Origin of the sequence: Rubripirellula lacrimiformis (assembly GCF_007741535.1) — a bacterium.
GTDB lineage: Bacteria > Planctomycetota > Planctomycetia > Pirellulales > Pirellulaceae > Rubripirellula > Rubripirellula lacrimiformis.
This window is the reverse complement of sequence record NZ_CP036525.1, coordinates 6,472,161-6,496,275: the sequence shown is the minus strand read 5'-3', so window position 1 is coordinate 6,496,275 and position 24,115 is coordinate 6,472,161. Positions and strand designations below refer to the sequence as shown.

The window sequence follows — 24,115 nt, the reverse complement described above, 5'->3', positions numbered from 1 at the left end:
GCGTCGCGGAAGTCTTCAACGGTTTGTGTTCAACGGCAATGGTGAGCCGCTGGCCGTGAGGCCACGGGCATTGGGGGGGGGATTCCCGGCCGCTTACGCGTCGCGGCTCACTCGATCGCGGAAGTCTTGGCGAGTTTGGCGACCTGGAAACCTTGGTGCCGCGAGATCCTAGTGGGCTAGTGCTGGTTCCGCCTTCTCTGTGACTGGTTCGGCGTCACTTTCATTCGCTGCGCATGCGTCGCGTAGTTTTCGTCGGGCGATCTTCACCGCATCCGATTCGGTGAACTTGTCGATTCGCGATCCTAGGAATCGATCGGATGCGGCGAACATTTCGTCCGCCAATTCCGGGTTGCCCGCTTCGCGGACTCGCGGGATGAACTTGGTCATCGGGGCCGCATCGTTGGCGTTGACTTGGCGACTCCAGGTCCATTGTCGACGCAGCGTTTCCCAGTCCTTTTGCGCCAACGCTAGATCCATGCAGGCATGGTGCACCGCGGCGGTCTTTTCAAGCAGTCGTACCCGGTCGGTGCGATCGGATCGTTGACGACAGGCTGCGATCAGCAATTCACGTGAATATTGAAACCGGTCATGATGATTCAGCGTCCAGTCGGCCAATTTTTCAGTCGCTCGGACGTGCCAGCGGCTTCCCGGAGCGGTAGTTTTGCGGATAATCTTCAGTTGCTCGATCGCCGCGGCACGCTGTCCGAGAGACATCATGCCGTGGGCAACACGAAACCGATCGTCGGGAATGTGCAGCAACCGTTGGGCAATCAATGCGGTCTCGGCCGCCACGTTCTGCTGGGCCGGTGTCTGCTGGGCGGGTGTCTGCTGGGCGGGTGTCTGCTGGGCCGCTGTTTGAAGTGCATCGGCATGCCAATGAACAATGTCAGCGCGTGCGGGCGACATGCGTCGGGCGGCGGCGAAGATCCGAACCGCTTCTGCGGCGTCGCCTTCGCGAAGCTTTCCGATCCCATACCAACACAGGACGTCGGCGTCATCCGTGTTGTCGATCAATGTCTTTGCCGTTTCGGGATCCATTGGATAGGAAACGCCGGTCGGTGCCCACAGCTTGATCATGGTTTCGAAGATCGACGATGACCGCCCATCTTGGCGGTCGGCCGCTTGCTGCATTTGGGCATTCGCCATCGCCACGACATCCGCCCACAACGGATGGTCTGCTGAAAGTGGCTCCGGTGCATCGGGATGCAGATTCGGCTGAAGCGGCCAAAGTTCTTTGGACCAAGAAGTCGCCGCTGGATCCCGCGACTTCGCGTCGACGATCAACCGCATCACCAGATCTAAACGGTCGGTGACCGGCAACAGCGGTGTCGAGGTTTGGATCAGTGAATTCAGGTGATGGGCACTGCCGCTATCGGGACCGAGTTTGCGGAAGGTTTCGTTGGCCAGAACAATCTGATCAAACTGGGGATGCTGTTCTTCGAATCGACGACATTCTTCCAGTTCGCCGCGGCGGATCCATTCGCCGAACAAGCGGGCTCGGTACATTTGGACTTTGGTGCTTAGCTTGTCGTAGTGTTTGATGCGGCGCCCAGTTGGATCGCTGGGGTTGGCTGCTTCCTTTTCTTCTTCGATGACGGCATCGTTGTAGCGATCGGGGAATTGTCGCAGCGCATTTTGAATCTCGGCATAGGTTTGGCTTCGGCCCAGCATCCGTTCGGTTTCCGCGATATCTAGCAGGAACGGGACCGTCCGTTGTCGGCTGGCTTCACCAATGGCCGCCTGGCTTGCCGCGGCATCAAAATACTCGGCTGCCGGACGCCCATTCCAATTGCACGCAGCAAATGCGGGATCATAGAACCCGGTCGCGCGGCGGAGATAAAACGCCTGCCATGGGAAACGTCCCAGTCTCGCAATCCCGTCCTGGACGCGCTGTGAAGCGATCAACATTTCGGCGGCATAGCTGCGGCTCTTCAAATCGTCTGGACGATCTTCCACAATCTGTTTCAGGTCTTCGATGGATTGGTTGTACGCTGCCATGTCGTCCGCATACAAACCGATCTTTCCGGACAACGCGGCACTTTCGATGGCGTCCATGTTGGCATCCAAGTTTGACGGTGGATCCAGCAATTTCTTGGTCATCGGTGGCCCGTGCTTGGCCGCGGTGGCCCAGTCGTGTTGTTCGATGGCGATCGATGATGCCAAGTCTGGCATCTCGTTTGACACCGCCGATTCGATGGCCGCGGTGGGTTGGTCCATGGCACGAAGCAAGAGGGCCTTTCGTTGTTGCCTGATCGTCCACGGTGGATCGTCTGCATTCCCTGCCGGTGATGCGTTCGAATCGGCCGCTTGGATCGCGGCCAGTTCCGATTCGGCAAGACCACAGGTCATCAGCAGCGACACGAACTGAACGTTGCTGGGGGGTGTGTTTGCTTCGCTGCGCAGTTTGGCGATCGCAAGGTCGATCTTGGATTGTTGGATCAGCAGAGACACTGAATCGTTTGTCGACAAACTGCTGGAACGTTGGATCGCCGAAGCTTGTCGCGTGTCCGTGATACGATCGGTCAACTTGGCAAAACGTTCGCCGAGCCCATGTTGATGCAGCTTGAACGGGATGGGGGACCGCAAAGTCATCAGCATCGACTGCGTCTCGCGTGGCGACAGTTCCTCTAACCAATCGATCAAAGCGGTGGCTGCGGCAGCAGAGTCCAGAGCCGACAGCAGCGCACGGCGGCGAATCGGTAGGTTGGCTCGCACGATGCCTCGTTTCGCGGGGTTGGTCGCCTCCCACAACGTCAGCAGTTCACCTCGTTTCAAGACCGGAATCAACGCCACATCATCCATCCAAATCCGGTAAACCCGTTCGTCGCGGTAACGGGAATGGATGGCCTGAATTAACGAGGCGATTCCTTTGTTTTCGATATAGGCGGCCACCAAGTGACTGCGGAACGGGAGGAAGCCGCCGCGATTGGGATCTTGCAATCGCTGTTCGAGTTGATCGAATGCTTCTTGACGTTCGGGGGCGTCCAGTCGGCGGAACACCCGTGGGTGCTCGTAGAACGATTCGATGTTCTGGTCCTTCGCTAGCTGCCGCATCAGGTCGAAGTGGCCCAGCGATATCAAACGTGACACTGTGCTGGGCGACCGCAGAGTGGATGAGAGGGCGGTCGTCGAAACGTCGCTTCGTTGGACTAGAAGTTCGAAGATCTGGTCCACGTCCGCGTCTTTCATGTCGGAAAGAATACCAGCTTGTGTGATCAGGACCGCCAGCAGTGAATCTCGGTCCACAGTCGCCGGGGCTGCCAACAAACGATGACGCAGCGGATCGATCGCCGCTTCCTTGGTCAATGCCGCCATCCAAGACGCGGAGGTCAGCAAGGATCTTTGCAGGTATGTTGCGGCGTTGGGATCCTGCTGACGTTCCGCTAGATCCATCATTTCGGTGGCACTGTGATCATGCAGGTAGGAGTTCGAAAACTCTTTCATCCTTAGCAATTGGCTGAACGTCTGGTAGGGGATCTGGTCCGACTTCACCGTCAACATGCCCAATAGCGATTCTTGGTGACCCTGTTGGATCAGTTCCCGCATCAGTGAATCGTTGAACATCCGGCGAATCCATTCGTCCCGATTGCCCGATGGTTGGTCAAGCACGGCGAACAGTTCCTTGGCGAAGTCATCAAAACGGTCTTCGCCAAGTAGATGGTCGATCAGTGTTTTCGATCTTAGAATCGCTGCGTAATTGCCTGGTTCCGAAGTGGGGATTTTGGCGCGAAGCATCTGGATCCACTGATCGATCGGGACACTTCTTAACCAAGCAATCGAGCGTTGGTTGGACATGAATTCCGACATCACGCTGCCAACGTCATGCGGTTCCAGCAACGATTCCAGGCGGTTGATCAGTTGGCCGGACTTTTTCTGGGTGACCAGCCACGCAACGAACGAATCGCTGCGAAGCAGTCGGTTCAGGACGTAGGATCGTTGATGCGTGCGGTCGGTGGGGATTTCTGCGACACGATCCCAAAGCGTTTCACCAATCACGCTGTAGGCATCGCGGTCGTAGTTTCGTCCCGCGAACATGATCAGGGTGATGTCCAATTCAGCAGGCGGTACCGATTCCAGGAATGCTTTGACCTGATCGATCGAACCGTTTTTCAGATAGATCGCCATCACCGACGGGGACGCCAAGAAGTGACTTCGGCTCAGACGACGCTGGGTATCGTTCGCCAGATCCCGGGTGGCCTTGTCCAACGCTTCGAATTCGCCCTGTTGGATCAATGCCGACAAACAATCCGTCGACTGCACGATTCGCATCAGCAATTGGATGCGTTTGTCGGCTGGCCACGCGTCGTCGCGATAGGCCAGAAGCAAATCGGTGCGTTCCAGGTCGATCAACGCCTGAGCGATGCCGGTGTGCGAATACAGCGGCGTCAAACACTCGCTACGTTGACGGATGTCTTCGATCGATTCAATCTGGACCAGCAACGGTTCCAGATTTTCATTAGCGATCAAGTGCCGTATGATCATGCTGTTGCCCGCAAGCGATGCGATCATTGCTTGTCGAGTGTCAACGTGGGTGACGGTTTCCAGTCGCTGCATCAGTGCATTGCTGATACGTTCCATCTGGCGTGAATCACGCGATGAAATGGAACGGATGATTCCCGCCGCCAATTGCCGATGGGCATCCGAATCCTTGCTCAGAATCTGATCCAGGACTTGCAGTCCTAACGCTCCTTCGGATTCGAACAATGCGACCAGCACATCACGCTGGTTGATCCATTGACGGACTACCAATGCATGGTTGGTAAGGTCTAGGCGTTCGATTTGCTTGTTGAACCAGGCATAGGCCGGTTGGTTCGCCAGCAGCCTCGCGACCACTCGCGATCGCGTCAGGACGGCACATTGTTCCGCGTCCAATGGATTGTCCAAGCGGATCAGTTGGTCTAGCACCGACTGAAACTTCACGACGTCGTCGGATCGGCTGGACGAAGTCAGACGGACCTGGTTCACCAAGTAAGCGACGCGAAACGCATCGGTTTCGACCCGCAGAAAGTGTTCCTCGACCGCGGCAATCGCATCATCGGCGCGCAAGGCTTCTTTTTCATTGCCCCCCATGCGTTGTCGCAGTTGGTGCAGCGCCGATATTGTCGCAACCTTCGGTGCATCCGAATCGATGCGTTCGTACAACTCGATGATTTGATCGTTGGAAAGATTCGACAAGATGGCTCGCAGCGTCGCATCGGCCGACAACAACGCAATGATTCTGGTTTGGGAATCGGAAAAAAAGTCCAGGAAACGTGGCAGCGATCCCGACCGAATCAAAGTGACAAAGATGATCGCATTGCCGGACACGCTGGCGGCGATCTCTTCGCGTGCCTGCTTGGATGTGCCACGTTGGATCAACGAAAACACCTTTTCGACCCCGCCGGTTTCGAACAGATTCGCAAGCGCACTGTGGCTGCGTGAAATCAGGAGCCAGCCGTTTTGCCGATCTAGAACCGGTAGGTCAGCGAAAAGTTCGATCAGCAAGTCCAGTTTGCCATTGCGGGCGATCGCATCGATGATCGAGGGCGAGAACAAGCTGCTGATCTGCACGATCGGATTGGGCGTATCGCCACGAACCGCTTTGAACAGCGACGTCAAACTCGACTCGGTCATGAAGTACGTTTGGCCGGCGGGATGCTGGATCACCATTCCGGCCATCTTGATTCGCGAAGACGTATCGGGTTGAAACTCGATCGCGATCAACAGTGTTTCGAAATGCTGGAAATTCAACAGCGTATCAACGCCGCGTGCCCAACGAACTTCCGATCGGCTGCGAACATCGGCAATCGCTTGGCGAACGATCGCAGGAGTGTCGCGGAAGAGACCAAAGCGAAAATCGAGATGAATTTCTTGTGCTAGTCGGCGCACCTCGGCGTCGGGGTGCCGGTCGGCTGCATCGGCCACCGCTTGGGTGGCCGGACGCCCGATTCGGCGAAGTTGTCGGACGGCTTCCATTCGGATCGAGATCTTAGGTGCACCGAGCGCCCGGATCGTCTCGTCGATCTGAGCCTTGGCCTGCGGTGATTGCGGATCCACGGCGGGTTCGCCGGTCGCGGCGGATTCGAGGGCCGGATCATCGGTGGGGGACGCTGCCATGCAGGGGGGCACGCCACGCATCGCGCAGCAAACGCCGGCCAATAGCAGCAGGGTTCGGGCCAGCGCCGGTTTGAATTCAGTCTTTGGATGCTGAACTTCGGGGATGGTTCGATTCACGAGATTCCCTTTTGGCCGCCAACTCATCAACACATCCAAACTTTGCGCCGCTTCGCCACCGACGGCGACAAAACGGACTGCGTCGAAAAGTTTGCATTGTAGATCGCTGGCCGCCCAAGTCGTTCACTCGCCTAGGTCGATTCCTTCTATTTTCTCGCCTTGCCCGGACCACTTGGGGGTGGGATGCGGGATTTCGCCAGGTCGAACTGTGTCTTTGACGGTCAGCAGTCGCATTTGGCCAGCCGAATACAACCGTGGGACCAATTGATCGCCGCGGCGAAGCCGGTACAAAATTCGACCTTTGCGGCGCACGTAATACATGCCGTAAACGGTCGCGATGAACAGTTCACGTTCCATTCCAAGGCCGATGGTTTCGACTTCGTCACCGATGTCGATGCCGTCCGGTTGGACGGTCAGCCACAGGCAGGGACGCAGGCGAAAATGGTTGGCCCCATAGCAGCAGTGGTAATAGACGCCATCAAACCGGTCTCGCCGGATGACGCGTTCACTGGGGAACAGTCGCGTGGCGATCGCGACATCGTCGGGGTGGATGAATCCTTGGCCGTCTTCGGGCCAACGTGGAATGCAACCGTAATCAGGAAGAATCGGCCACTGCATCGCTACAGGAATTCGCCAACGGGAAGCACAAAGATCTTGCCATCGCCGATTCGGCCGCTGCGGGCGACAGACACGATTTTTTCTAGGATCTCGTCACATCGCGTATCGTCGACCCACATCGTGATTTCCACTTTGGGAACAAACGCTTGGGAATATTCGGTTTCCTGGTATTCGTCCAGGTAACTTTTTTGACGTCCGTATCCTTTGACTTCCGTAACGCTAAGCGCTTCGATCGGTGCCAGCCGAAGGCTCTTGAGAACCTGTTCAGCCAGGTGCGGGCGGACGATGGTGACGATCTGTTTCATGCGTCGTATATTATCAGAAACCAACGTCCGGCGATCGATCGACACAAAAAAAGCTTGCCTCGAAACAGTTCGAGGCAAGCTTTCAGATTTTCGCGGCAGGCGGCTTTTTGCGGGGATGGGTCACCCCCGCTTTTCAACCACCTGTTTCGATTGAATTACTTGACCAGTGCAGCCAGGTCGCCCATGACGGTGTCAACACAGACGTCCGAAGCGGTTTTGAAGCCACGGCTGGAGGTGACCTTGCCGTCGGTTGCGAAAGTCACGGTGACTTCGGCCTTGGGGTTGATTCCGTAGTCGTCAGGACCGTTTTCGAATTCGTTAGGGACCACGAACGGGATGTTCTTGGCCTTGCTGGTCATGGCGAATTTCTTGGCCGATTCAGCAGCCGACTCGGGGTTATCACCCAAGACGTTGACGAAGCAGCGAAGTTGCTCGCTTTCATGCTCGACCAAAGCAGCGTCCAGTTTCGAAACCAAGGCAGCAACTTCAGGACCGGTCGAACGGGTGAAGATCACAACTTGTGGGCGGCTGCTGTTCTTGCAGCGGTAGCACAACTTCTTGCCTTCTTCGACACCGTCTTCGCTTGCGCCGGCAATCTTGGTCACGGTGAACGGACCCAGGTGATCGCCACCCTTTGGACCACTCTTGACCATGTCATGAGTTGCGGTGGCGGCTTCTTCGGCGGTGGCCAATCCGGTCAGGCTTGTGGCGGCCAAGGCGACAACCATTCCGAGGCTGAACACAAAAAACTTCTTCACGGATACTTCCTTCAAAAGGAGGGAGAAACACAACGTAAGTACAACGCCCGAAAGAGGACGCCGTTCTACAGAATTCGTACGGGGAGTTCGGTGCGCGAGTTAGATTGTATGCCAGCTGGCTAGTCGAAAGTGTTCAAGACTTGTCAATTTGACATTTGATCAATCCGCATCGCGTTTTGCCTTGACCAGCGTCGCAGGATCTGTTCGACCGATTTGCCGGACGCGGGTATGTTAGGAAGGAATGTCTAAAGTGGAAGTTCATCCGCCGCCGGACTTGAGTTTTTTTGCCGATATTTGTCCCCTCGTTGCAAAAGCCTGACCGAAAATGACGTCCAGACACTTGGTTTTGCCAGTCGCGATCGGCCTGTGGGTCAGCACCCTGATCGTCGCGGGCGGGTTTTCGGCGGTATCTGCAGAGACGACCGTTGGCGGAACGTCCGCCGCACCGATTGGTTCCCCACCCCAGGAAATGGACCGGTCCCCCGTCGATCTGGCAATTTCGCCCGATGGCCAGTGGATCGTCACGATCAACGAAACGTCGGATTCGGCATCCCTGATCCGCGTTGCCGATCGAACGGTCGTGAACGAGATTTCCATCGGTCAGCATCCGGCAAACCTAGCGTTCACGCCCGATGGCGAATTTGTACTGGTCACCTGCGCGTGGGCAGGAACTGTCCAGGTGCTGCAGATCAGCCGTGATCGTCTGCACTTGGTCCGCACGATCCCCGTCGGCATGCGGCCCTGCGGGATCGCTGTCTCGGCGAATTCGTCCAAGGCTTACGTCGGTTTGGTGGCGTCCGGCGAAGTTGCCGAAATCGACTGGCAACGGGGAGTCGTCGAGCGACGGTTTCACGTTGGCGATTGGCCTCGCTATCTGACACTGTCCAACGATGCGAGCCGCTTGGCAGTCGGGCTGGCGGGCCAGAGCGAGATTGCTGTGATCGATGTTGCATCCGGCGAAAACTTGTACGGCGAACCCTTGTCGGGTGGGATCAATCTGGGACAGATGTTGACCTCGGCCGATGGAACCTATGCCTATTTCCCTTGGATGGTTTACCGAACCAATCCGATCAACGTCCGCAACATTCGTTTGGGTTGGGTTTTGGCTAGCCGAATCGGACGTGTCCGGCTGGATGGCCCCGCCTATCGCGAAGCGGTTTCGTTGGACGTGCCCGGAATCGCGGTCGCGGATTCGCACGACTTGGTGATAAGCGACGATGGGAAACGGATCGTTGCGTCGTCGTCGGGGACTCACGAATTGTTGGTGTACCGTTTGCCCGACCTACCGTTCATTGCCGAAGGCGGCCCCGGCGATTTGATCGACCCTCAATTGCAATACGATCCCGAGCGGTTCCATCGGATCGAAGTCGGTGGACGGCCGATGGGGATGGCGATCCAACGTGACCCGGCGTCGGGCAACCAGATGGTGTACGTGGCGAACTATCTGGCCAACAGTGTGCAGGTGGTCGAGGTGGTTGCTGACGATGTCGCGATCAGCAGCGTGGTCGCCGAAATTCCGTTGGGTGGGCCAGCCAAGAAAACCTTGGCCCGAACGGGAATGGAGATCTTCTATGACGCCAAGCGAAGCCTGGACCAGTGGTACAGTTGTCACTCCTGTCACCCCGGCGGGGGCAGCAATTCGCGGGTGATGGATACCTTCAATGATGGGACCGAGATGACGTTCAAGACGGTCTTGCCGCTCCAAAACGTCACCAAGACGTCGCCATGGACGTGGCACGGTTGGCAAGATGACCTCAGCGACGCGATGCACCGATCCATCGTGTCGTCGATGCAGGGGACTGCACCGGAGAGTCGCGATAAAGAAGCCTTGGTCGCGTTTTTGGAGACGCTGGATCATCCACCCAACCCGTACCGCTTGGCCGATGGTTCGCTAAGCGAATCGGCAATGCGTGGCCAGGACGTGTTTCGAAGTCCGAAAGCGGCTTGTACCGATTGTCACTCTGGCCCGTTGCTAACCGATGGCCAGATCCATGACGTCGATACGGGATCTAAATCGGACCACTACCAGGGATACAACACACCATCGTTGCTGGGCACCTACGCCAAGGTACGCTGGTTGCACCACGGTCGGGCCAAGAGTTTGGAAGACGTGGTGACGGACTGGCATAGCCCCGAAAAGGTCAACGGCACCGGTCCGCTAAGCGAATCCGAGGCCGCGGATCTGGTGGAATACCTCAAGTCGCTGTGAAGCCATCTCGCCAACGAAGTGGTCAGCGGTAGATGCGACGCTTTCGCAGGACGGCCTTTCCAGACCGTTCCGGATTTGTGCTTGGGAAGTTCCCGGCGGCCTGGAAAGGCCGTCCTACTTGGGGAAAAGGATAGTGATGGCCGCTGGTCGAAGTGACATCGGGTCGGATACCTTGGTGGGTTTCCCCCTTTCCGTGACCCAAGCGGCATGACGATGCGGCGCGACGTAGTTTAGGATTCTGATGGCAAACTGGTACGACCACCCTCAATACTTTGACATGGTGTTTCGTGACGAAACCGAGGCCGAAGTTGAATTCTTCGAGCAGGCCTTCGAACGTTTCACCGATATCGATGTCAAACGGTTGCTGGAACCCGGTTGCGGCAGCGGCCGTTTGGTCGTCGCGATGGCCGAAAAAGGATACGACTTGACCGGCTTGGATCTAAGCCAGCCGATGTTGTCGTATCTGCGAACCCGCATGCGACGTCGCAAATTAGACGGCACTTATGTCCTTGGTGACATGACGGCGATGCAGTTCGACCAGCCCTTCGACGCTGCGTTCTGCACCTTCAATACCTTTCGTCACATGCTGGACGAAGCGTCGGCGATTGCCCATTTGCGCAGTGTTGCCGACAATATGCGAGTCGGCGGGATCTACATCCTGGGGCTGCACCTGATCCCGATGGATGCTGACCCGGAGTGTACCGAGCGTTGGAAGGCTAGTGCCGGCGGGACGAAGATCAGTGTGACGCTGCGAGTCACCGACTTTGATCGCAAGCGGCGTCAGGAGATGCTGCGAGTGTCGATCAAAGCAGTCAAACGCACCGGCCAGATCGAGCGGATTCGCAGCGATTTTCCGCTTCGGATCTACACCCCCAAACAGGCACAGCGATTGCTTGAAAAAGTTTCCGACGTTTGGCAGATCAGCGGAATCTACGACTTTGATTATGATATCGACGAACCGCGTGAATTCGACAACGACCTGACCGACGCGGTCTTTGTGCTGCGTCGCGTGTAGCAGGACGACCGTGGTCGTCACATCATGTCCCGTTTCGGCCACCGCCTGCGCAGGTATCGCGGTCGTTCGATGCGTTCCCCCCCGTTTTTCCCGTTAGCGGATTGAAAAGATGAACCGATTTGCATGGACCCTGTGGATGGGATTGGCGTTGGGAGCCCCGATATTGGGCGCGGCGATATTGGGCGCGGCGATCCTTGGCACGACTGCCATGGCGGCCGAACGGCCCAACATCGTGATCGTGCTAGTGGACGACATGGGGTATTCGGACGTCGGTTGCTACGGTGGCGAGATCGAAACGCCGAACATTGACGGGCTAGCCGAAAACGGATTGCGGTTCACACAGTTTTACAACTCGGGTCGTTGCTGCCCAACGCGAGCGAGTTTGATGACGGGGCTGCATCCGCATCAGGTCGGCATCGGTCACATGACGGCACCCCCCGGTCAACCGCTGGGGATCACGGGCCCCTACCAGGGATATCTGAACAACGACTGCGTCACGATCGCCCAAGTTTTGAAGTCGTCGGGGTACCACACCATGATGACTGGCAAATGGCACCTCGGCATCGAGAACAAGTCCGAGTGGCCATTGCAGCGCGGCTTTGACCGGTTTTACGGCGGGTTGAGCGGCGCGTTCAATTATTTCCAGCCCGGCGGAGATCGGGGAATCATGGAAGGCAACGAAGCGGTCACGACCGACAAAGACTTCTATGCGACCGACACGTTCACCGACAAAGCCTGTCAGTACATCAGCGAAGCCGTTGAAGCGGACGGGGACCAACCGTTCTTCCTGTACCTGGCCTACAACGCGCCGCACTGGCCGCTGAACGCCAAGCTGGAAGACTTCCAAAAGTACAAAGGCAAGTACACCGGCGGTTGGGATCAATTGATGAAAGATCGGTTGGCCAAACAACAACAGTTGGGGCTGTTCGAGGCGGATACGTTTTACGCATCGCACGAAGGGCCACAGTGGGATTCGCTGGGGAAACGCAAACGAAACGATATGGATTCGATCATGGCAGCCTACGCTGGGTGTATCGATTCGATTGACCAGAACATTGGCAAACTGACGCGTCACTTGCGCCGCGTCAAACAGTACGACAATACGCTGATCTTCTTTTTGTCCGACAACGGTGCGTGCCAGGAAGGTGGCATGCTTGGCAAGGGATCTGCCGCGATGGTCAAGGACCCACCGCTGAAGACGGTCGATGGGGTGCGTTTGGGGCAGGCTTGGGCGAACGCATGCAACACGCCGTTTCGGTTGTACAAGCACTTCGTCCACGAGGGCGGTGCCTGCACGCCGATGATCGCGCATTGGCCGCAGGGAATTCCGGCCACGCGTCGCGGCGGGTTCTATCGCGGGGCGGCCTACCTGCCCGATTTCATGGCCACGTGCATCGATCTTTCCGGTGCTGAGTATCCGTCCGACAAGCCGGCCGTTCGAGGCCAGTCGTTGGTGCCTGTGCTGCATGAAACTGACCCGGAAACTGACCCGGAAACTGAATTGGTCGTTCACCAGTCACCGATGTACTGGGAACACGAAGGCAACGCGGCGATGCGGATGGGGCCATGGAAGTTGGTGCGTCAGTACCAACAACCCTGGGAACTTTACGATTTGGACGCGGACCGTACCGAGCTGAACAATCTGGCCGAGGTTCGGGCCGAAAAACGTGATGAAATGGTCGAGATGTGGGAAATCTGGGCGACGAAGACCGGGGTCGCGTTTCCCGAGCGTTTCAATATGTACGAGCACCTGAAGCAGAAAAAGAATCCCGCCAAGGACGACATCTAACCACCGGTGTCAGCCACCGCGGGGCTCTGCACGCAGCGGGTGGCTCGGGGGGTTTGGCGCAGCGAGTGAAGAAAGGTCGAGCGGGGTGGCGAGCAGTTCGGCTGCCACTTCGGTCGCCCGTTCACATTGTTCCGGCTTGGGGGACTTTGTCGATTGCATGGAGTTTATGGAATTTTCGGATTATTCCGATTTTGAGTTGATGTTCGATGGTGAAGTCGCCGATATCGCTAAGGAACCGGTCGATGATCGCCGACGCAGTGCGGCTTTGACGATCGGTTCTTCCCGGGGGGGAAGACGATTTCGGTGCTGTTTCACGAACACGCCATCCAAGCATTCCATGGTGAAGCCCGTGCTTACCTACCGTAACTACATCAGTTTCTCTCTCGCCCTATTGGTCGTTATGACCACCGAAGTTCAGGCTCAGACTGGATCTTCGAGGGGTCTATCCCAAACCAGTGTTCGTTCGAGCGAGAGCGTCGCTCGGGCTAACTGGCAGCCCACCCGCAGCAACTCGTCAACGAGTTCCGCGTCGACATCGCGGCCTTTGGTGGACGCTCCTGTCGAGCCCGCCACGCCGCGTCGCAAAGTGAAGACTCCCGTCCAACAGGTCGGTCACGCTTCTAGCCGAGGCATCCCTGTGCCACCCTCGGATTCGATGTCGATCATCGATCCGCCCATCCACCACGAAACACTCGACGGTCAAGTGATCCTGTCGCCTATGCAGGGCGAAGTGATCTACGAAGACGGTTCCTCTTGCGATTCCATGGGTTCGTCCTGCGGTTGCGGTGAAACATCCTGCAGCGGCGGATGCGATTCGATGGGCAGTTGCGGAGGCTGTGGATCAGCCGGCTGCAGCACCTGTGGCGAATTGGTCAGCCCCGCAGCATGGCGACCTTGTGTCACCTTGTGCCTTCCCCAAGACGGTTGGTTCAGTGCCGAATATCTGATGTGGTTCCAAGACGGCATGGAATTGCCACCTTTGGTCACCACCAGCATCCCCGGCACCAGTGCAACGGACGCCGGTGTCCTGGGCCGCGGAGCCCAAACCTTGTTCGGTGGCGACCGCGTTCTGGACGATGCCTTTGACGGTTATCGACTTGACTTTGGCGTCTGGCTCGATCGCGGTCACACCCTGTCGATCAGCGGCGAGTACTTCCAAATTGGCGAAGAAAGCGAATCGTTCAGCCGCACCAGCTCGGGCAGCACCATCCTGGCTCGACCGTTCTTCAACGTGAACCCAACGACTGGTCCGGCCCGCGAAGATTCGGAATTGGTTTCGTACGACGGAATTGTCTCGGGCAACGTATCAGCCCGTGCGACCAGCGAATTGATGGGAGCCGGCATGCACTTGAACTTCCTACGCTGCTGCAGCGAAGGTTGCACCAGCGGACTGTTCTGTGGATGCCCCGGGCACTACTGCAGCCGCCAAGAAGCACTGATCGGCTATCGCTACGTGCAACTAGACGAAAGCGTATCGGTCACCGAATCGCTTCGAGGCATCGACCCTGCGGCAACGTTCAACATCGCCGATCGCTTTGAAACCCGGAACCAGTTCAACGGGATTGATCTGGGCTGGAAGTATCGTCGAACACGCGGCTACTGGAGCTTCGAATCGTTGCTTCGCTTGGCCGTCGGCAATACCAAGCAATCGGTTCGCATCAACGGGGCGACCACCATCGATGGCGGTGCACCTCTGGTTGGCGGACTGCTGGCTCAACGCACCAACATCGGAAATCACGAACAAGACGAATTCAGCGTCATCCCTCAATTGGACCTGAAGCTCGGTTATCAACTGACCGACCACTTCCGAGCCACTTTGGGATACACGTTCCTGTACTGGTCCAACGTGGTTCGCCCCGGCGATCACATCGACCGCGACGTGAACCCCGCTTTGTTGCCACCTGAATCGGATCCTTTCACCGGTGCGAACCGACCTGGATTTGACTTCGACACGACCGACTACTGGGCTCAAGGGCTTAGCATCGGTGGCGAATACCGCTGGTAATCATTCTGCGGCCCGGCGGCGGCGAGCATGACTTGTCCCGCCGCGGTGCCCCGAAGGTGGTGTTTCACCACGTTTAGCAGAAAAAGCGACAGCAACGCTTAAGAGTATTGGGCCGGTTGTCCGATAGACCCAGAACACGGACTGGTGGCGAAGTTCACTTTGCCACCGATACGTGTCACGAAACTACGCCCTGATTCACCCCAACATAGTCGCGACCCATGCCAAACACTGCTGTTTGGCCAATGACGGCATCGCGAACGATCAAGCAATACGGGAAGATCTCGATGGTCTGGCAAGACATTTTGAACCGTTTGGGCCGCAATACCAAACGCACCAACCGCAAACTGAATCAACGCCGTTTGCGTTTGGAACAGATGGAACGCCGCGAATTGATGGCGTCCGACCTGGGGGTGATTGCCGGTACTGCGTTCGTCGACCAGGACAACAACGGAGTCCAGAACGGCACCGAGCCGCCTGTGTTGGTCGATGGTGGCGGGAACCTCGTTTCCGTCGGCACCGTGGGTGCCACAGGGATCCAAGTGCAACTGTTCAACGATGATGGGACGACCCCCGGCACGCTGGACGGATCCGATACGTTGGCGGGAACGACGACGACCGACGCCAATGGCCTGTATCGTTTCGATGGTTTGTCCGTCGGATCGTACTTTGTCCAACAAGCGGACGTTCCACAGCTGAACACGCCTGATCCGGTTGCCGCACAAGTCGTCAACGAAAGCGGTGTGCAGACTGCATTGATCGATGACTTTGCGACCACCGCAGTCGCCGCCCAAGTCGTTACCGCGGGTGACCCCGATTCCTTCCTGACGCAAGCGGCTTCCGAAGCGATCGGTGACAACCGCGATATTCTGATCAGCGCGGATACCGGCAACATCACGTTCCAAATCAATACGACCACCGAAGAACTGACGGTTTCGCCAGGTGCGGGCGGTACAGGAAACGTTCAGATTCAGTATGACGGTCCCGAAAGCACCGCGGCCCTGGATCCCATCGGATTGCAAACCGGTGGCGTAGGCGTTTCGTTGGGTGGGGGAGCTGCCAGTGACCCGGTGGACCCTGACGCTGGCTTCATCGCACTGCTGCGATCCGAACAGGTGGGCGATTCGATCGAGGTCATCGTGCACACCGATGGCGGCAATTCGTCGATCGCGACGATCGCCATTCCTCAAAACGTGACCACCAACCAAGAACTGTACATCCCGTTCGCGTCCTTTACCGTCAACACCGGTACCGGTGCGAACTTCAACAACGTGGGTGCCATCGAAACCAACGTTCCAATCACCGTTGCCAACAACGATGTGAACATCGGAATCGTCGAAGCGATCACTCCCGAAATCGTCTCCGTCAACCTGGCCAACGTCCAAACGTTGACTTTGGGCGGATCGGTGATCCAGGATAACTCATCCGGTGGCCAGAACGACGGCATTCTGCAGGTCAGCGAATCAGGCCAAGTCGGTGTCACCGTTCAACTGTATCAATTGGCCGGTGCCAACGATGTGGTCGACCCAGCCAACGATACACCGATCGCAACCACAACGACCGGAACCGGTGGTCTGTACAGTTTCCCGGACCTGGACCCCGGAAACTACGCGGTTGTGATTCCTGCGTCGCAGTTCGGTACCGGAGCCCCGCTGTTTGGATTTGCCAACAGCACGGGCAACGATCCGATCGCGGATCCCGACGATAACGCCGATGCCGTTGACGATGGTACCGTGTTGGCCAGCGGAGACGTGGCCAGCGGAACGATTACCTTGGAATCGAATTCCGAGCCGATCAACGATGACGATACCGACCCCAATACAAACACCACCATCGATTTTGGGTTCTTCCCACAGGTCGATTTGCAGATCACCAAGACACTCAACGCCGCCAATTCGACGGTTGTCGCCGGTGGCAATGCCGTGTTCGACATCGTGGTGGAAAACCTCGGTCCCTTGGATGCCACCAACGTGGTCGTCACCGACGCGTTCCCGGCCGGATTGACGTTCACCGGAACAACCAATGCATCGGGCAGCTTCACGACCAACGTCAACGGCACGACCGTCACGGTTGTGATGGGCACGATTCCCGCCGGCACGACTGCGACGTTCCGATTCAATTCGGACATCGATGCCAACCAGACCGCCGACTTGACCAATACCGCAACCGTGGCCGGTGACGAAGTTGAAACCGACACGACCAACAACAGTGACGACGAAGCGATCGACGTCATCAGCACCGACTTGCGAATCGATAAGATCGACTTGACGGACCCGGTCAACGCGGGGAATCAATTCACCTATCAGATTACCGTCAATAACGACGGACCTGACGATGCTGCGGGTGTCGTGGTCGTGGATCCTTTGCCGGCTGGTGTGACGTTCGTCAGTGGCAACGTTGATGGGGCTTCCAACCTGGTCACCTTTGACAGCCAAACTGGCGAAGTCACCGCGACCGTCGGAACGCTCGCCAACCAGGGTGCATCGGTGATCACATTGGTGGTTCAGGTCAATGCGGATGCCGACACCCCGCTGACCAACACCGCAAGCGTGACCGCCAGCCCCAACACGGACCCGAACCCTGATAACAACACGACAGACGAAGACACCACCGTCAATCGTCAAGTCGACGTTGCCATCGACAAAACAGTAACCGGCACCGCAGTGGCTGGTCGCACCGTGACCTACACGGTCGAAGTTTCCAACAACGGACCTGGCCAAGCTCGTGGCGTCTCCGTCGTGGATACTTTGGATGCCGACCTTGCATTCGTCACCGGCAGCCTGAACGCTGGGACTTCGGGAGTCACGGTCACTCAAAACGGCCAAACCTTGACCTTTGATGTCGGCGTTCTGGACCCATCGCAAGTCGAAACGTTCTCGTTCGATGTTACGCTTGATTCCGATGCGTTCGGAGTGATCCCTAACACCGCCACGGTTTCGACCACGGACGACGATACTGTCCCGGCGAACGACACCGACAGCGTGGACATCAATGCGGGTCGCGAGATCGATTTGATCTTGGACAAGGCTGTCGACAAGGCAACCGCCGTCCCTGGTCAAGACACTTTGGTCTACACCTTCACCGTCAGCCACGACACCGATAGTGTCAGCGACGCGGCCAACGTGGTCGTCACGGACACCTTGCCAGCCGGTTTGGCGGGCGTCACGATCACCGCCGCCGACGCGACCAGCAGCAACTTTGCCAACGGCGTTGTGACCGTCAACTACAGTGCGATTCCGGTTGGTGAAACCAGAACCTTTACGGTCACCGCGACGGTCAATGCCGACGCAACCGCCGATGTGGTCAACCCGGCAACCGTCACTTCGTCAGGGACCGAGCTGGATACGACGAACAACTCGGACACCGTCACCACGACGTTGACCCCGCAGTTCGACATCGACGTCGACAAGACCGTCAACACGGCGACCCCAGCGGTCGGCAGCACCGTCGTCTACAGCGTGGCGTTGACCAACAGCGGTCCTAGCCAAGCTGGGAACATCGTTCTGACCGATGTCATTCCCGCTGGGATGACGTTCGTCAGCGGAACGTTGAACGGGCAAGCCGGCACGGTTTCGGGTAGCAACGTTGTCTTCCCTGCGATCACTTTGGCACCGAATCAATCGGCCACGGCGACGTTGAACTTTACGGTTGCGTCCACCGCGTCGGGAACGATCACCAACACCGCTAGTATCCCCGATCTTTCGGCTGCGGGTGAAACCGATCTGACCAACAACAGTGACACCGCCACGGTTACCGTCACTCCGGTAGTCGACTTGGCCGTCACCAAAACCGTCTCCGACGCCAACGCGGCGGCTGGCGATTCGCTGACCTATACCGTCACGGTTGTCAACAACGGACCGTCGGTTGCAACGAATGTTGTGGTCACCGACACCCTGCCTAGCGGTGTGACATTCACCAGCGGAACCGGCCCGACCGGATCGGCATTGTCGGCATCCAGCGGCGTGGTCACGGTCAACGGTGGCGACCTAGCCAGCGGTGCATCGCTTAGCTTTACCATTGTCGCCACGATCAACTCGGGCGTTTCGGTGACGCAAACCAACACCGCGGTCGCTGCGACCGATACCAACGAAACCAACACGGCCAACAACACGGCAACGGCGGCAACGACCGTCGATCCATTGACGTCGTCGATCGCGGGGAAGGTGTTCTTGGATGTCAACAGCAACGGAATCTTCGACACGGGCGACACCGGCATCGCAGGAGTCGACATTCGTTTGACCGGCACCGATGTGCTGGGCAACACGATCGACACCACGGTTCAAACCACTGCGGCGGGTGACTATCTGTTCGCTCAGTTGGCAGCCGGTACCTACCGCGTCGTCGAAACCGATCCGGCCGGGTTTGATGACGGGACCGACACTGCCGGGACAGGGGCAGTCTCGTCCAACACCGCCAATGACGAGTTCAATAATCTGGTGATCGGGCCGGGAGCCACGGCTCAGGCATTTAACTTTGGCGAACTGGAATCAGTCGAACCAGTTTCCAAACGACGCTTCTTGGCATCGAACCGTTGATGCGACGAATGATCGATTGACTTCGCAACCTGGGCGGCGGGAGCCGGTGGAATAGCCCGGTTGCGATTAGGGCAACGATCAGGAGTTCAAGAAGCGAAAAACGCTCGGCTTTCGGGGGGAAGCCGGGCGTTTTTTATGCGCTATTGGTTCGCTGCCGGTTCACCAGCGGCGTCGGTTTTAGCGGCCTGTTGGATTTGGCCGAACATGTGGCCGCCGACCTCGTCGTGTTGCCATGTGCCGGCATAACGGTCGCTGTGAATCATCACGCGCGCGTCGAAGGTTCCCATGCCGGGGATCCACAACTGATCCAAAGTGATAACGGGGGTGTTCCCAGACCAAAGGATCTTGATGTCCATCGGTACTTCGCTGTCGACCTTTCCGTAGGTGATCCGAGCGGTCAGCCGGTACATGTCTGTGGCCGGTAGCTTTTCGCATTTGCTGATCGTGTACCGTTCGGTCTTGGGAAGTTTGTCTTCTTTGCCGTCGACGGTGAACTTGCCGACGAATTGGGCGCCGCTAAGGTAAGCAGCAAGCCGAGATTCTCTTGGTGTCGGGGCCGCTGTGCCGGCGGTTGGCTGATCCGATTCCTGGTTCGCGTCACTCTGGATGACGGCCGTGTCCGATCCTGACGCGGGCGGTTCCGCTGCGATCACCATGGTCGGGATCAACGAAAAGGCCAGCAGAGATAGCGTGCGTGACATCAGATGGTTTCCATAAAAGGATGGTGAGGACGAATCGCCGGCGCCGATCGCCGGCTTAGCGAAAACGCTGGGCTGCAACCGAGATCGGTGAACATCATTGGAGCACTTTTCGCATCCAGGCCATCGCCGACTTTGCAATCCTAGCCTGCATGATGTCCGGATGTCCGCCCAATGTGATGGTGTGCCGAAGCGTCTGCCCACTTGGATCGATGATCGTCAGCGCGACATCCACGTTGGGCAGTCGAGCATCGGCTGCATTGTCCAAGGCCGGGTATTGGTCGACCAGCAACATCCAATCGGCGGCAAATCGTTGGCGAGCGTTTTGGAGGGCTTCGTCCGGATTCGCCGCGTCAAAAATGCGGCACAGGTCGTCGGTGTCAGCCAGCGAAACGCCACCACGATAGGCTGGTGAATCGCCCAGCGTGGCAAACCAGTCGCCCAGGACGGCGGCGCGTCCAAGTTCAACGATCGCCATCGACTGGTCGCGGCAACGCAGCGTCGCGGCGATCGCGTGATGCTGTTCGAACGTTTCGCCATCGCCGAAGTAGAACTCTGGTACTCGCTGCAAAATCTCTCGACGCGTCTCGGCAATCATGCCATCACAGATTTCGTCGGTGTCTGCTGTTGCTGTGATCCGCAGCGAAATCGTGGCTGCACTGACCGTGATACCGACACGGGGTTGGCGATCACGCGAAATCATTTCGCCTAACCGTTGTTCCATATCGCTTTCGCCGGTGCCAAAGAATTTCATCACAGCGTGTCGAATTCTGGATCCGCCTCCGGCGATTGCCATGACTCGCGGCGCCACGGTATCGTCGAACATCCGCACCATTTCGGCCGGGACACCTGGCAGTGCAAAAATACGACTCGGCGACCGACCGTTCTGGGGAACCATCAGATCGATCCCAGGTGCGGTTCCCTGCGGGTTGAAGATTTCATCGCTGCCGACCGGGAACATGGCTTGGACACGGTTCCGCTCGGGCATCTCGCGATTGCGGCGTGAGTACATCGATTCGATATGTTTCATTGCCGATTCACGCATTTCCAAAGGCTGGCCAACAACCGCGGCTAAGGATTCGCGTGTCAGGTCGTCACGGGTCGGACCAAGTCCGCCGGTCGCCACCACCAAATCGGCGCGCGACGCAGCGATACGGAACACGTTGATGTTGTCATCCAGAGTGTCGCCAACGGTACTGTGGAACTGCACCGTCACACCCAGTTCGCCCATCCGGCGGCTAAGCCACTGCGCGTTCGTATCCAGCCTCGCTCCCGACGTCATCTCGTCGCCGATCGAAACGATTTCACAGGTCAGTGGGCGGCAGGGGGGCATCGTCATCGTCCGTGCTGGGTTCGGGGGAATTGGAATGATTCGAATCGGAGGGACCCGATCGTGATGGGCCGTCGGAACCGTCCAAGAAAAACTTGGAACGTCCGATCGTCAAATCGGCGGCGCGCGAAGCCGTCGATCGTTGGGAGTCTGACTTGGGGACTGACGCCGAATCAGATCGCTGTGGCGATTTGATTTTGGATGACCCAGGCGTTTGCGTTTGGTTCAAAACCAGGATGCGGTGCAGAAAGTCGGGTTCGCGATCGAACAGCAATCGTTGGTCGATCCACTGGACCGGTTTGCCGTCTGCCGGTTCAATCTCGAAGTACCACCAAACGTGGGCGCCGTCTTGGTCATGCCCGATCCAGTGGTATCGGGTTGAATCGGACTTGCCAGACGCAGGCAGTGGGGCCGCTCGGAAACGTGGCTGCAGGTAGGCCATTGCCCAAGTCGACGTCTTCGATCGGTCCCATGGGATGCCGTCGGCTTCGGCTCGCGCCGCCATTTTGTCAGCGATCCATCGCTCGTCATCGACATCCAATCGCAACGCCACTTCCAATCGTTTCGTTTGCGGATTCCATTCGACTTCGGCCACAGTTTCGTGGACCGGATGCATGACCAGCATCATCCATAGCAGGGCAGACGTCATCGACATGACACTCGGATGGAATGGGAGAGGAAAAAGGCGGAACACGTGGTCGGTACAAAACAAATCAGCGGTTGGAAGCCATTCTATCCGCTAATCGAATCCGCGGGCATTCAGATGCGGGCAGAACGGTATTTGCCCCAATGCGATTTTTGGGCAATGGTTGGTTGCGGAGGGGGGAGGGGGAGATTGCAAATTGCAAAATGAACATTTCAAATCGCAAATTGAAACGCTGGGATGCGGGCGAGTCCCGGTGTGCCGGTTGTTTCCGCTGAGATCTGTGTGACTCGGTTCGGTCTGTCCGTTTCCGCGTAGCGTCTCGATTTTCGTTGCCGATCCGATATCCGATTTGCAATGTTCATTTTGCAATTTGCAATCTTCCGGTTTGCCTGCCAGCGTGGGACGCCAGCCATTACAATGGGCCAACTGTAATGGAGACACCTGACTTTCTTGATGAGCCTGCTGTGATGACTTCGCCTCGCTGTTTGATTTGTTTGCTCGGTTTCTCGCTGATGCTCGTGCTGTTGACGGCCGATCGCGCTTCGGCCGACACGCCGCCGCCCAATGTCGTGGTCATCTTCATCGATGATATGGGATACGCTGATATCGGACCGTTTGGCGCGACCGACTACCCGACGCCTAACCTGGACCGCATGGCCAGTGAAGGTCGGCGGTTTACCGATTTTGTCGTTTCGTCAGCGGTTTGTTCAGCATCACGGTCGGCATTGATGACCGGTTGCTACCACCGCCGCGTTGGGTTCAGCGGAGCACTGGGGCCCAAGGCGACCACGGGGCTAGCCGATCGTGAAGTCACGTTGGCCGAACTTTGTAAATCGAAAGGCTACGCAACGGCTGCGTTTGGAAAGTGGCATCTGGGGCACGATCCAAAGTTTTTGCCAACCAATCACGGATTCGACCAGTTCTATGGGATCCCCTACAGCAACGACATGTGGCCGTTGCATCCGGATTCGGTCGCGGTTCGTAAAAAGAATCCCAAAGCCAAGATCCCCTGGGCGGCGCTTCCGATGATCGAGTCGACGCGTGAAGGCGGCGCACGCGTGGTCAACGATGACATGCAACCGTCGGACCAGGAACAGATGACGACCGAATTCACCGAACGGGCGGTGGGGTTCATCAAAGATAACGCGGACCAGCCATTCTTTTTGTACCTGCCACATCCGATGGTTCACGTACCGCTTTACGTGTCGGACAAGTTTCGCGGGAAGAGCGGCGCCGGAATCTTTGGCGACGTTGTGATGGAAGTCGATTGGTCGGTCGGTCAAGTGTTGGCGGCGATCGAAGACATCGGTGCCCAGCAGAACACGTTGGTGGTGTTCACTAGCGACAACGGACCGTGGCTTTCTTACGGCACGGATTCTGGTTCGGCTGGCCCGCTGCGGGAAGGCAAAGGCACAATGTTCGAAGGTGGCTACCGCGAACCCACGATCATGTGGTGGAAGGACAAAATTCCGGCCGGCACGACCTGTGACAAATTGTGCAGCTCGATCGATATTCTTCCCACAGTTGCCAAGCTGATCGGTGCAACGCTTCCCGATCATAAAATCGATGGGCACGACATCCGTCCGTTGATGTTCGGCGAACCCGATGCCACTTCGCCCCATGATGCATTCTATGGATACTATGGTGGTGGCCAGTTACAAACGATCCGAAACGAACGCTTCAAATTGGTGTTCCCGCACCAGTACCGCACGTTGGACGGACAGCCCGGCGGATCGGGCGGTAACCCGGTACCCTACGCCAGTGCGCGTGCCGAATTGGCCTTGTACGATCTGGACAATGACCTGGGCGAAACCACCAACGTCATGGAAAAATTCCCCGACCAAGTCAAAGAATTGCAGGCTGCGGCTAGCTTGGCTCGCGAAGACCTGGGGGATCGGCTGAACGACCAAAAAGGTGCTGGCGTACGGCCGGCCGCCAATTTGGGACCTGACGACGAACGTTTGCCACTGGTTTGGAAGTAACCAATGTCATTCGCC

Annotated in this window: 13 protein-coding genes; 6 read left to right on the top strand and 7 right to left on the bottom strand. The window is 57.5% G+C overall.

Annotated elements, in window-relative coordinates:
* Positions 1–168: 168 nt before the first annotated feature.
* From K227x_RS22695 to K227x_RS22680, 4 genes are all read right to left on the bottom strand, one after another.
* The gene (locus K227x_RS22695) at positions 169–6,213 is read right to left on the bottom strand and encodes a hypothetical protein (RefSeq protein ID WP_145173224.1); all 6,045 of its coding nucleotides are present in this window, start codon (positions 6,211–6,213) and stop codon (positions 169–171) included.
* 123 nt (positions 6,214–6,336) lie between these two features.
* Entirely contained in the window at positions 6,337–6,831 is a 495-nt protein-coding gene (locus K227x_RS22690; RefSeq protein WP_145173221.1) for a hypothetical protein, read from the bottom strand.
* Positions 6,832–6,833: 2 nt separating this feature from the next.
* Positions 6,834–7,136 carry a P-II family nitrogen regulator gene (locus K227x_RS22685; protein ID WP_145178322.1) on the bottom strand — a complete coding sequence of 101 codons (303 nt, stop codon included), beginning with the start codon at positions 7,134–7,136 and terminating at the stop codon, positions 6,834–6,836.
* Positions 7,137–7,291: 155 nt separating this feature from the next.
* A complete protein-coding gene (locus K227x_RS22680) occupies positions 7,292–7,894 on the bottom strand; it encodes a hypothetical protein (protein WP_145173218.1) in 603 nt (200 codons plus the stop codon).
* A gap of 325 nt (positions 7,895–8,219) precedes the next feature.
* On the opposite strand from K227x_RS22680, the gene K227x_RS22675 reads away from it, so the two are divergent.
* The 5 genes from K227x_RS22675 to K227x_RS22655 all read left to right on the top strand — a co-directional run bounded on the left by K227x_RS22675 (position 8,220) and on the right by K227x_RS22655 (position 19,444).
* Positions 8,220–10,103 carry a beta-propeller fold lactonase family protein gene (locus K227x_RS22675; protein WP_145173215.1) on the top strand — a complete coding sequence of 628 codons (1,884 nt, stop codon included), beginning with the start codon at positions 8,220–8,222 and terminating at the stop codon, positions 10,101–10,103.
* Between the two features lie 241 nt (positions 10,104–10,344).
* A complete protein-coding gene (locus K227x_RS22670; RefSeq protein WP_145173212.1) occupies positions 10,345–11,118 on the top strand; it encodes a class I SAM-dependent methyltransferase in 774 nt (257 codons plus the stop codon).
* A gap of 109 nt (positions 11,119–11,227) precedes the next feature.
* Positions 11,228–12,907, top strand: coding sequence for an arylsulfatase (locus K227x_RS22665; RefSeq protein WP_246146079.1), 1,680 nt, complete (start codon positions 11,228–11,230; stop codon positions 12,905–12,907).
* A gap of 547 nt (positions 12,908–13,454) precedes the next feature.
* Positions 13,455–14,912: a BBP7 family outer membrane beta-barrel protein gene (locus K227x_RS22660; protein WP_246146078.1), complete on the top strand. Its 1,458-nt coding sequence runs from the start codon at positions 13,455–13,457 to the stop codon at positions 14,910–14,912.
* A gap of 218 nt (positions 14,913–15,130) precedes the next feature.
* The gene (locus tag K227x_RS22655) at positions 15,131–19,444 is read left to right on the top strand and encodes an SdrD B-like domain-containing protein (protein WP_145173209.1); all 4,314 of its coding nucleotides are present in this window, start codon (positions 15,131–15,133) and stop codon (positions 19,442–19,444) included.
* Between the two features lie 140 nt (positions 19,445–19,584).
* Here the strand turns inward: K227x_RS22655 and K227x_RS22650 are convergent, their stop codons facing one another.
* From K227x_RS22650 to K227x_RS22640, 3 genes are all read right to left on the bottom strand, one after another.
* Positions 19,585–20,145: a hypothetical protein gene (locus tag K227x_RS22650; protein WP_145173206.1), complete on the bottom strand. Its 561-nt coding sequence runs from the start codon at positions 20,143–20,145 to the stop codon at positions 19,585–19,587.
* 94 nt (positions 20,146–20,239) lie between these two features.
* On the bottom strand, positions 20,240–21,475 hold the full coding sequence (locus K227x_RS22645) for a competence/damage-inducible protein A (RefSeq protein WP_145173204.1): 1,236 nt from the start codon (positions 21,473–21,475) through the stop codon (positions 20,240–20,242).
* Entirely contained in the window at positions 21,447–22,121 is a 675-nt protein-coding gene (locus K227x_RS22640) for a DUF6702 family protein (protein WP_218933460.1), read from the bottom strand. Before K227x_RS22640 ends, K227x_RS22645 begins: the two co-directional genes overlap by 29 nt.
* A gap of 464 nt (positions 22,122–22,585) precedes the next feature.
* Between K227x_RS22640 and K227x_RS22635 the strand changes: the two genes are divergently transcribed.
* A complete protein-coding gene (locus tag K227x_RS22635; protein WP_145173198.1) occupies positions 22,586–24,100 on the top strand; it encodes a sulfatase family protein in 1,515 nt (504 codons plus the stop codon).
* Positions 24,101–24,115 lie beyond the last annotated feature (15 nt).

Bases quoted from the DNA above. Each gene is read 5' to 3' on its own strand.
- K227x_RS22665 (WP_246146079.1), top strand. From the start codon at position 11,228: ATGAACCGATTTGCATGGACCCTGTGGATGGGATTGGCGTTGGGAGCC.
- K227x_RS22640 (WP_218933460.1), bottom strand. From the start codon at position 22,121: ATGACGTCTGCCCTGCTATGGATGATGCTGGTCATGCATCCGGTCCAC.
- K227x_RS22685 (WP_145178322.1), bottom strand. From the start codon at position 7,136: ATGAAACAGATCGTCACCATCGTCCGCCCGCACCTGGCTGAACAGGTT.
- K227x_RS22675 (WP_145173215.1), top strand. From the start codon at position 8,220: ATGACGTCCAGACACTTGGTTTTGCCAGTCGCGATCGGCCTGTGGGTC.
- K227x_RS22650 (WP_145173206.1), bottom strand. From the start codon at position 20,145: ATGTCACGCACGCTATCTCTGCTGGCCTTTTCGTTGATCCCGACCATG.
- K227x_RS22670 (WP_145173212.1), top strand. From the start codon at position 10,345: ATGGCAAACTGGTACGACCACCCTCAATACTTTGACATGGTGTTTCGT.
- K227x_RS22645 (WP_145173204.1), bottom strand. From the start codon at position 21,475: ATGCCCCCCTGCCGCCCACTGACCTGTGAAATCGTTTCGATCGGCGAC.
- K227x_RS22690 (WP_145173221.1), bottom strand. From the start codon at position 6,831: ATGCAGTGGCCGATTCTTCCTGATTACGGTTGCATTCCACGTTGGCCC.
- K227x_RS22655 (WP_145173209.1), top strand. From the start codon at position 15,131: ATGCCAAACACTGCTGTTTGGCCAATGACGGCATCGCGAACGATCAAG.
- K227x_RS22635 (WP_145173198.1), top strand. From the start codon at position 22,586: ATGACTTCGCCTCGCTGTTTGATTTGTTTGCTCGGTTTCTCGCTGATG.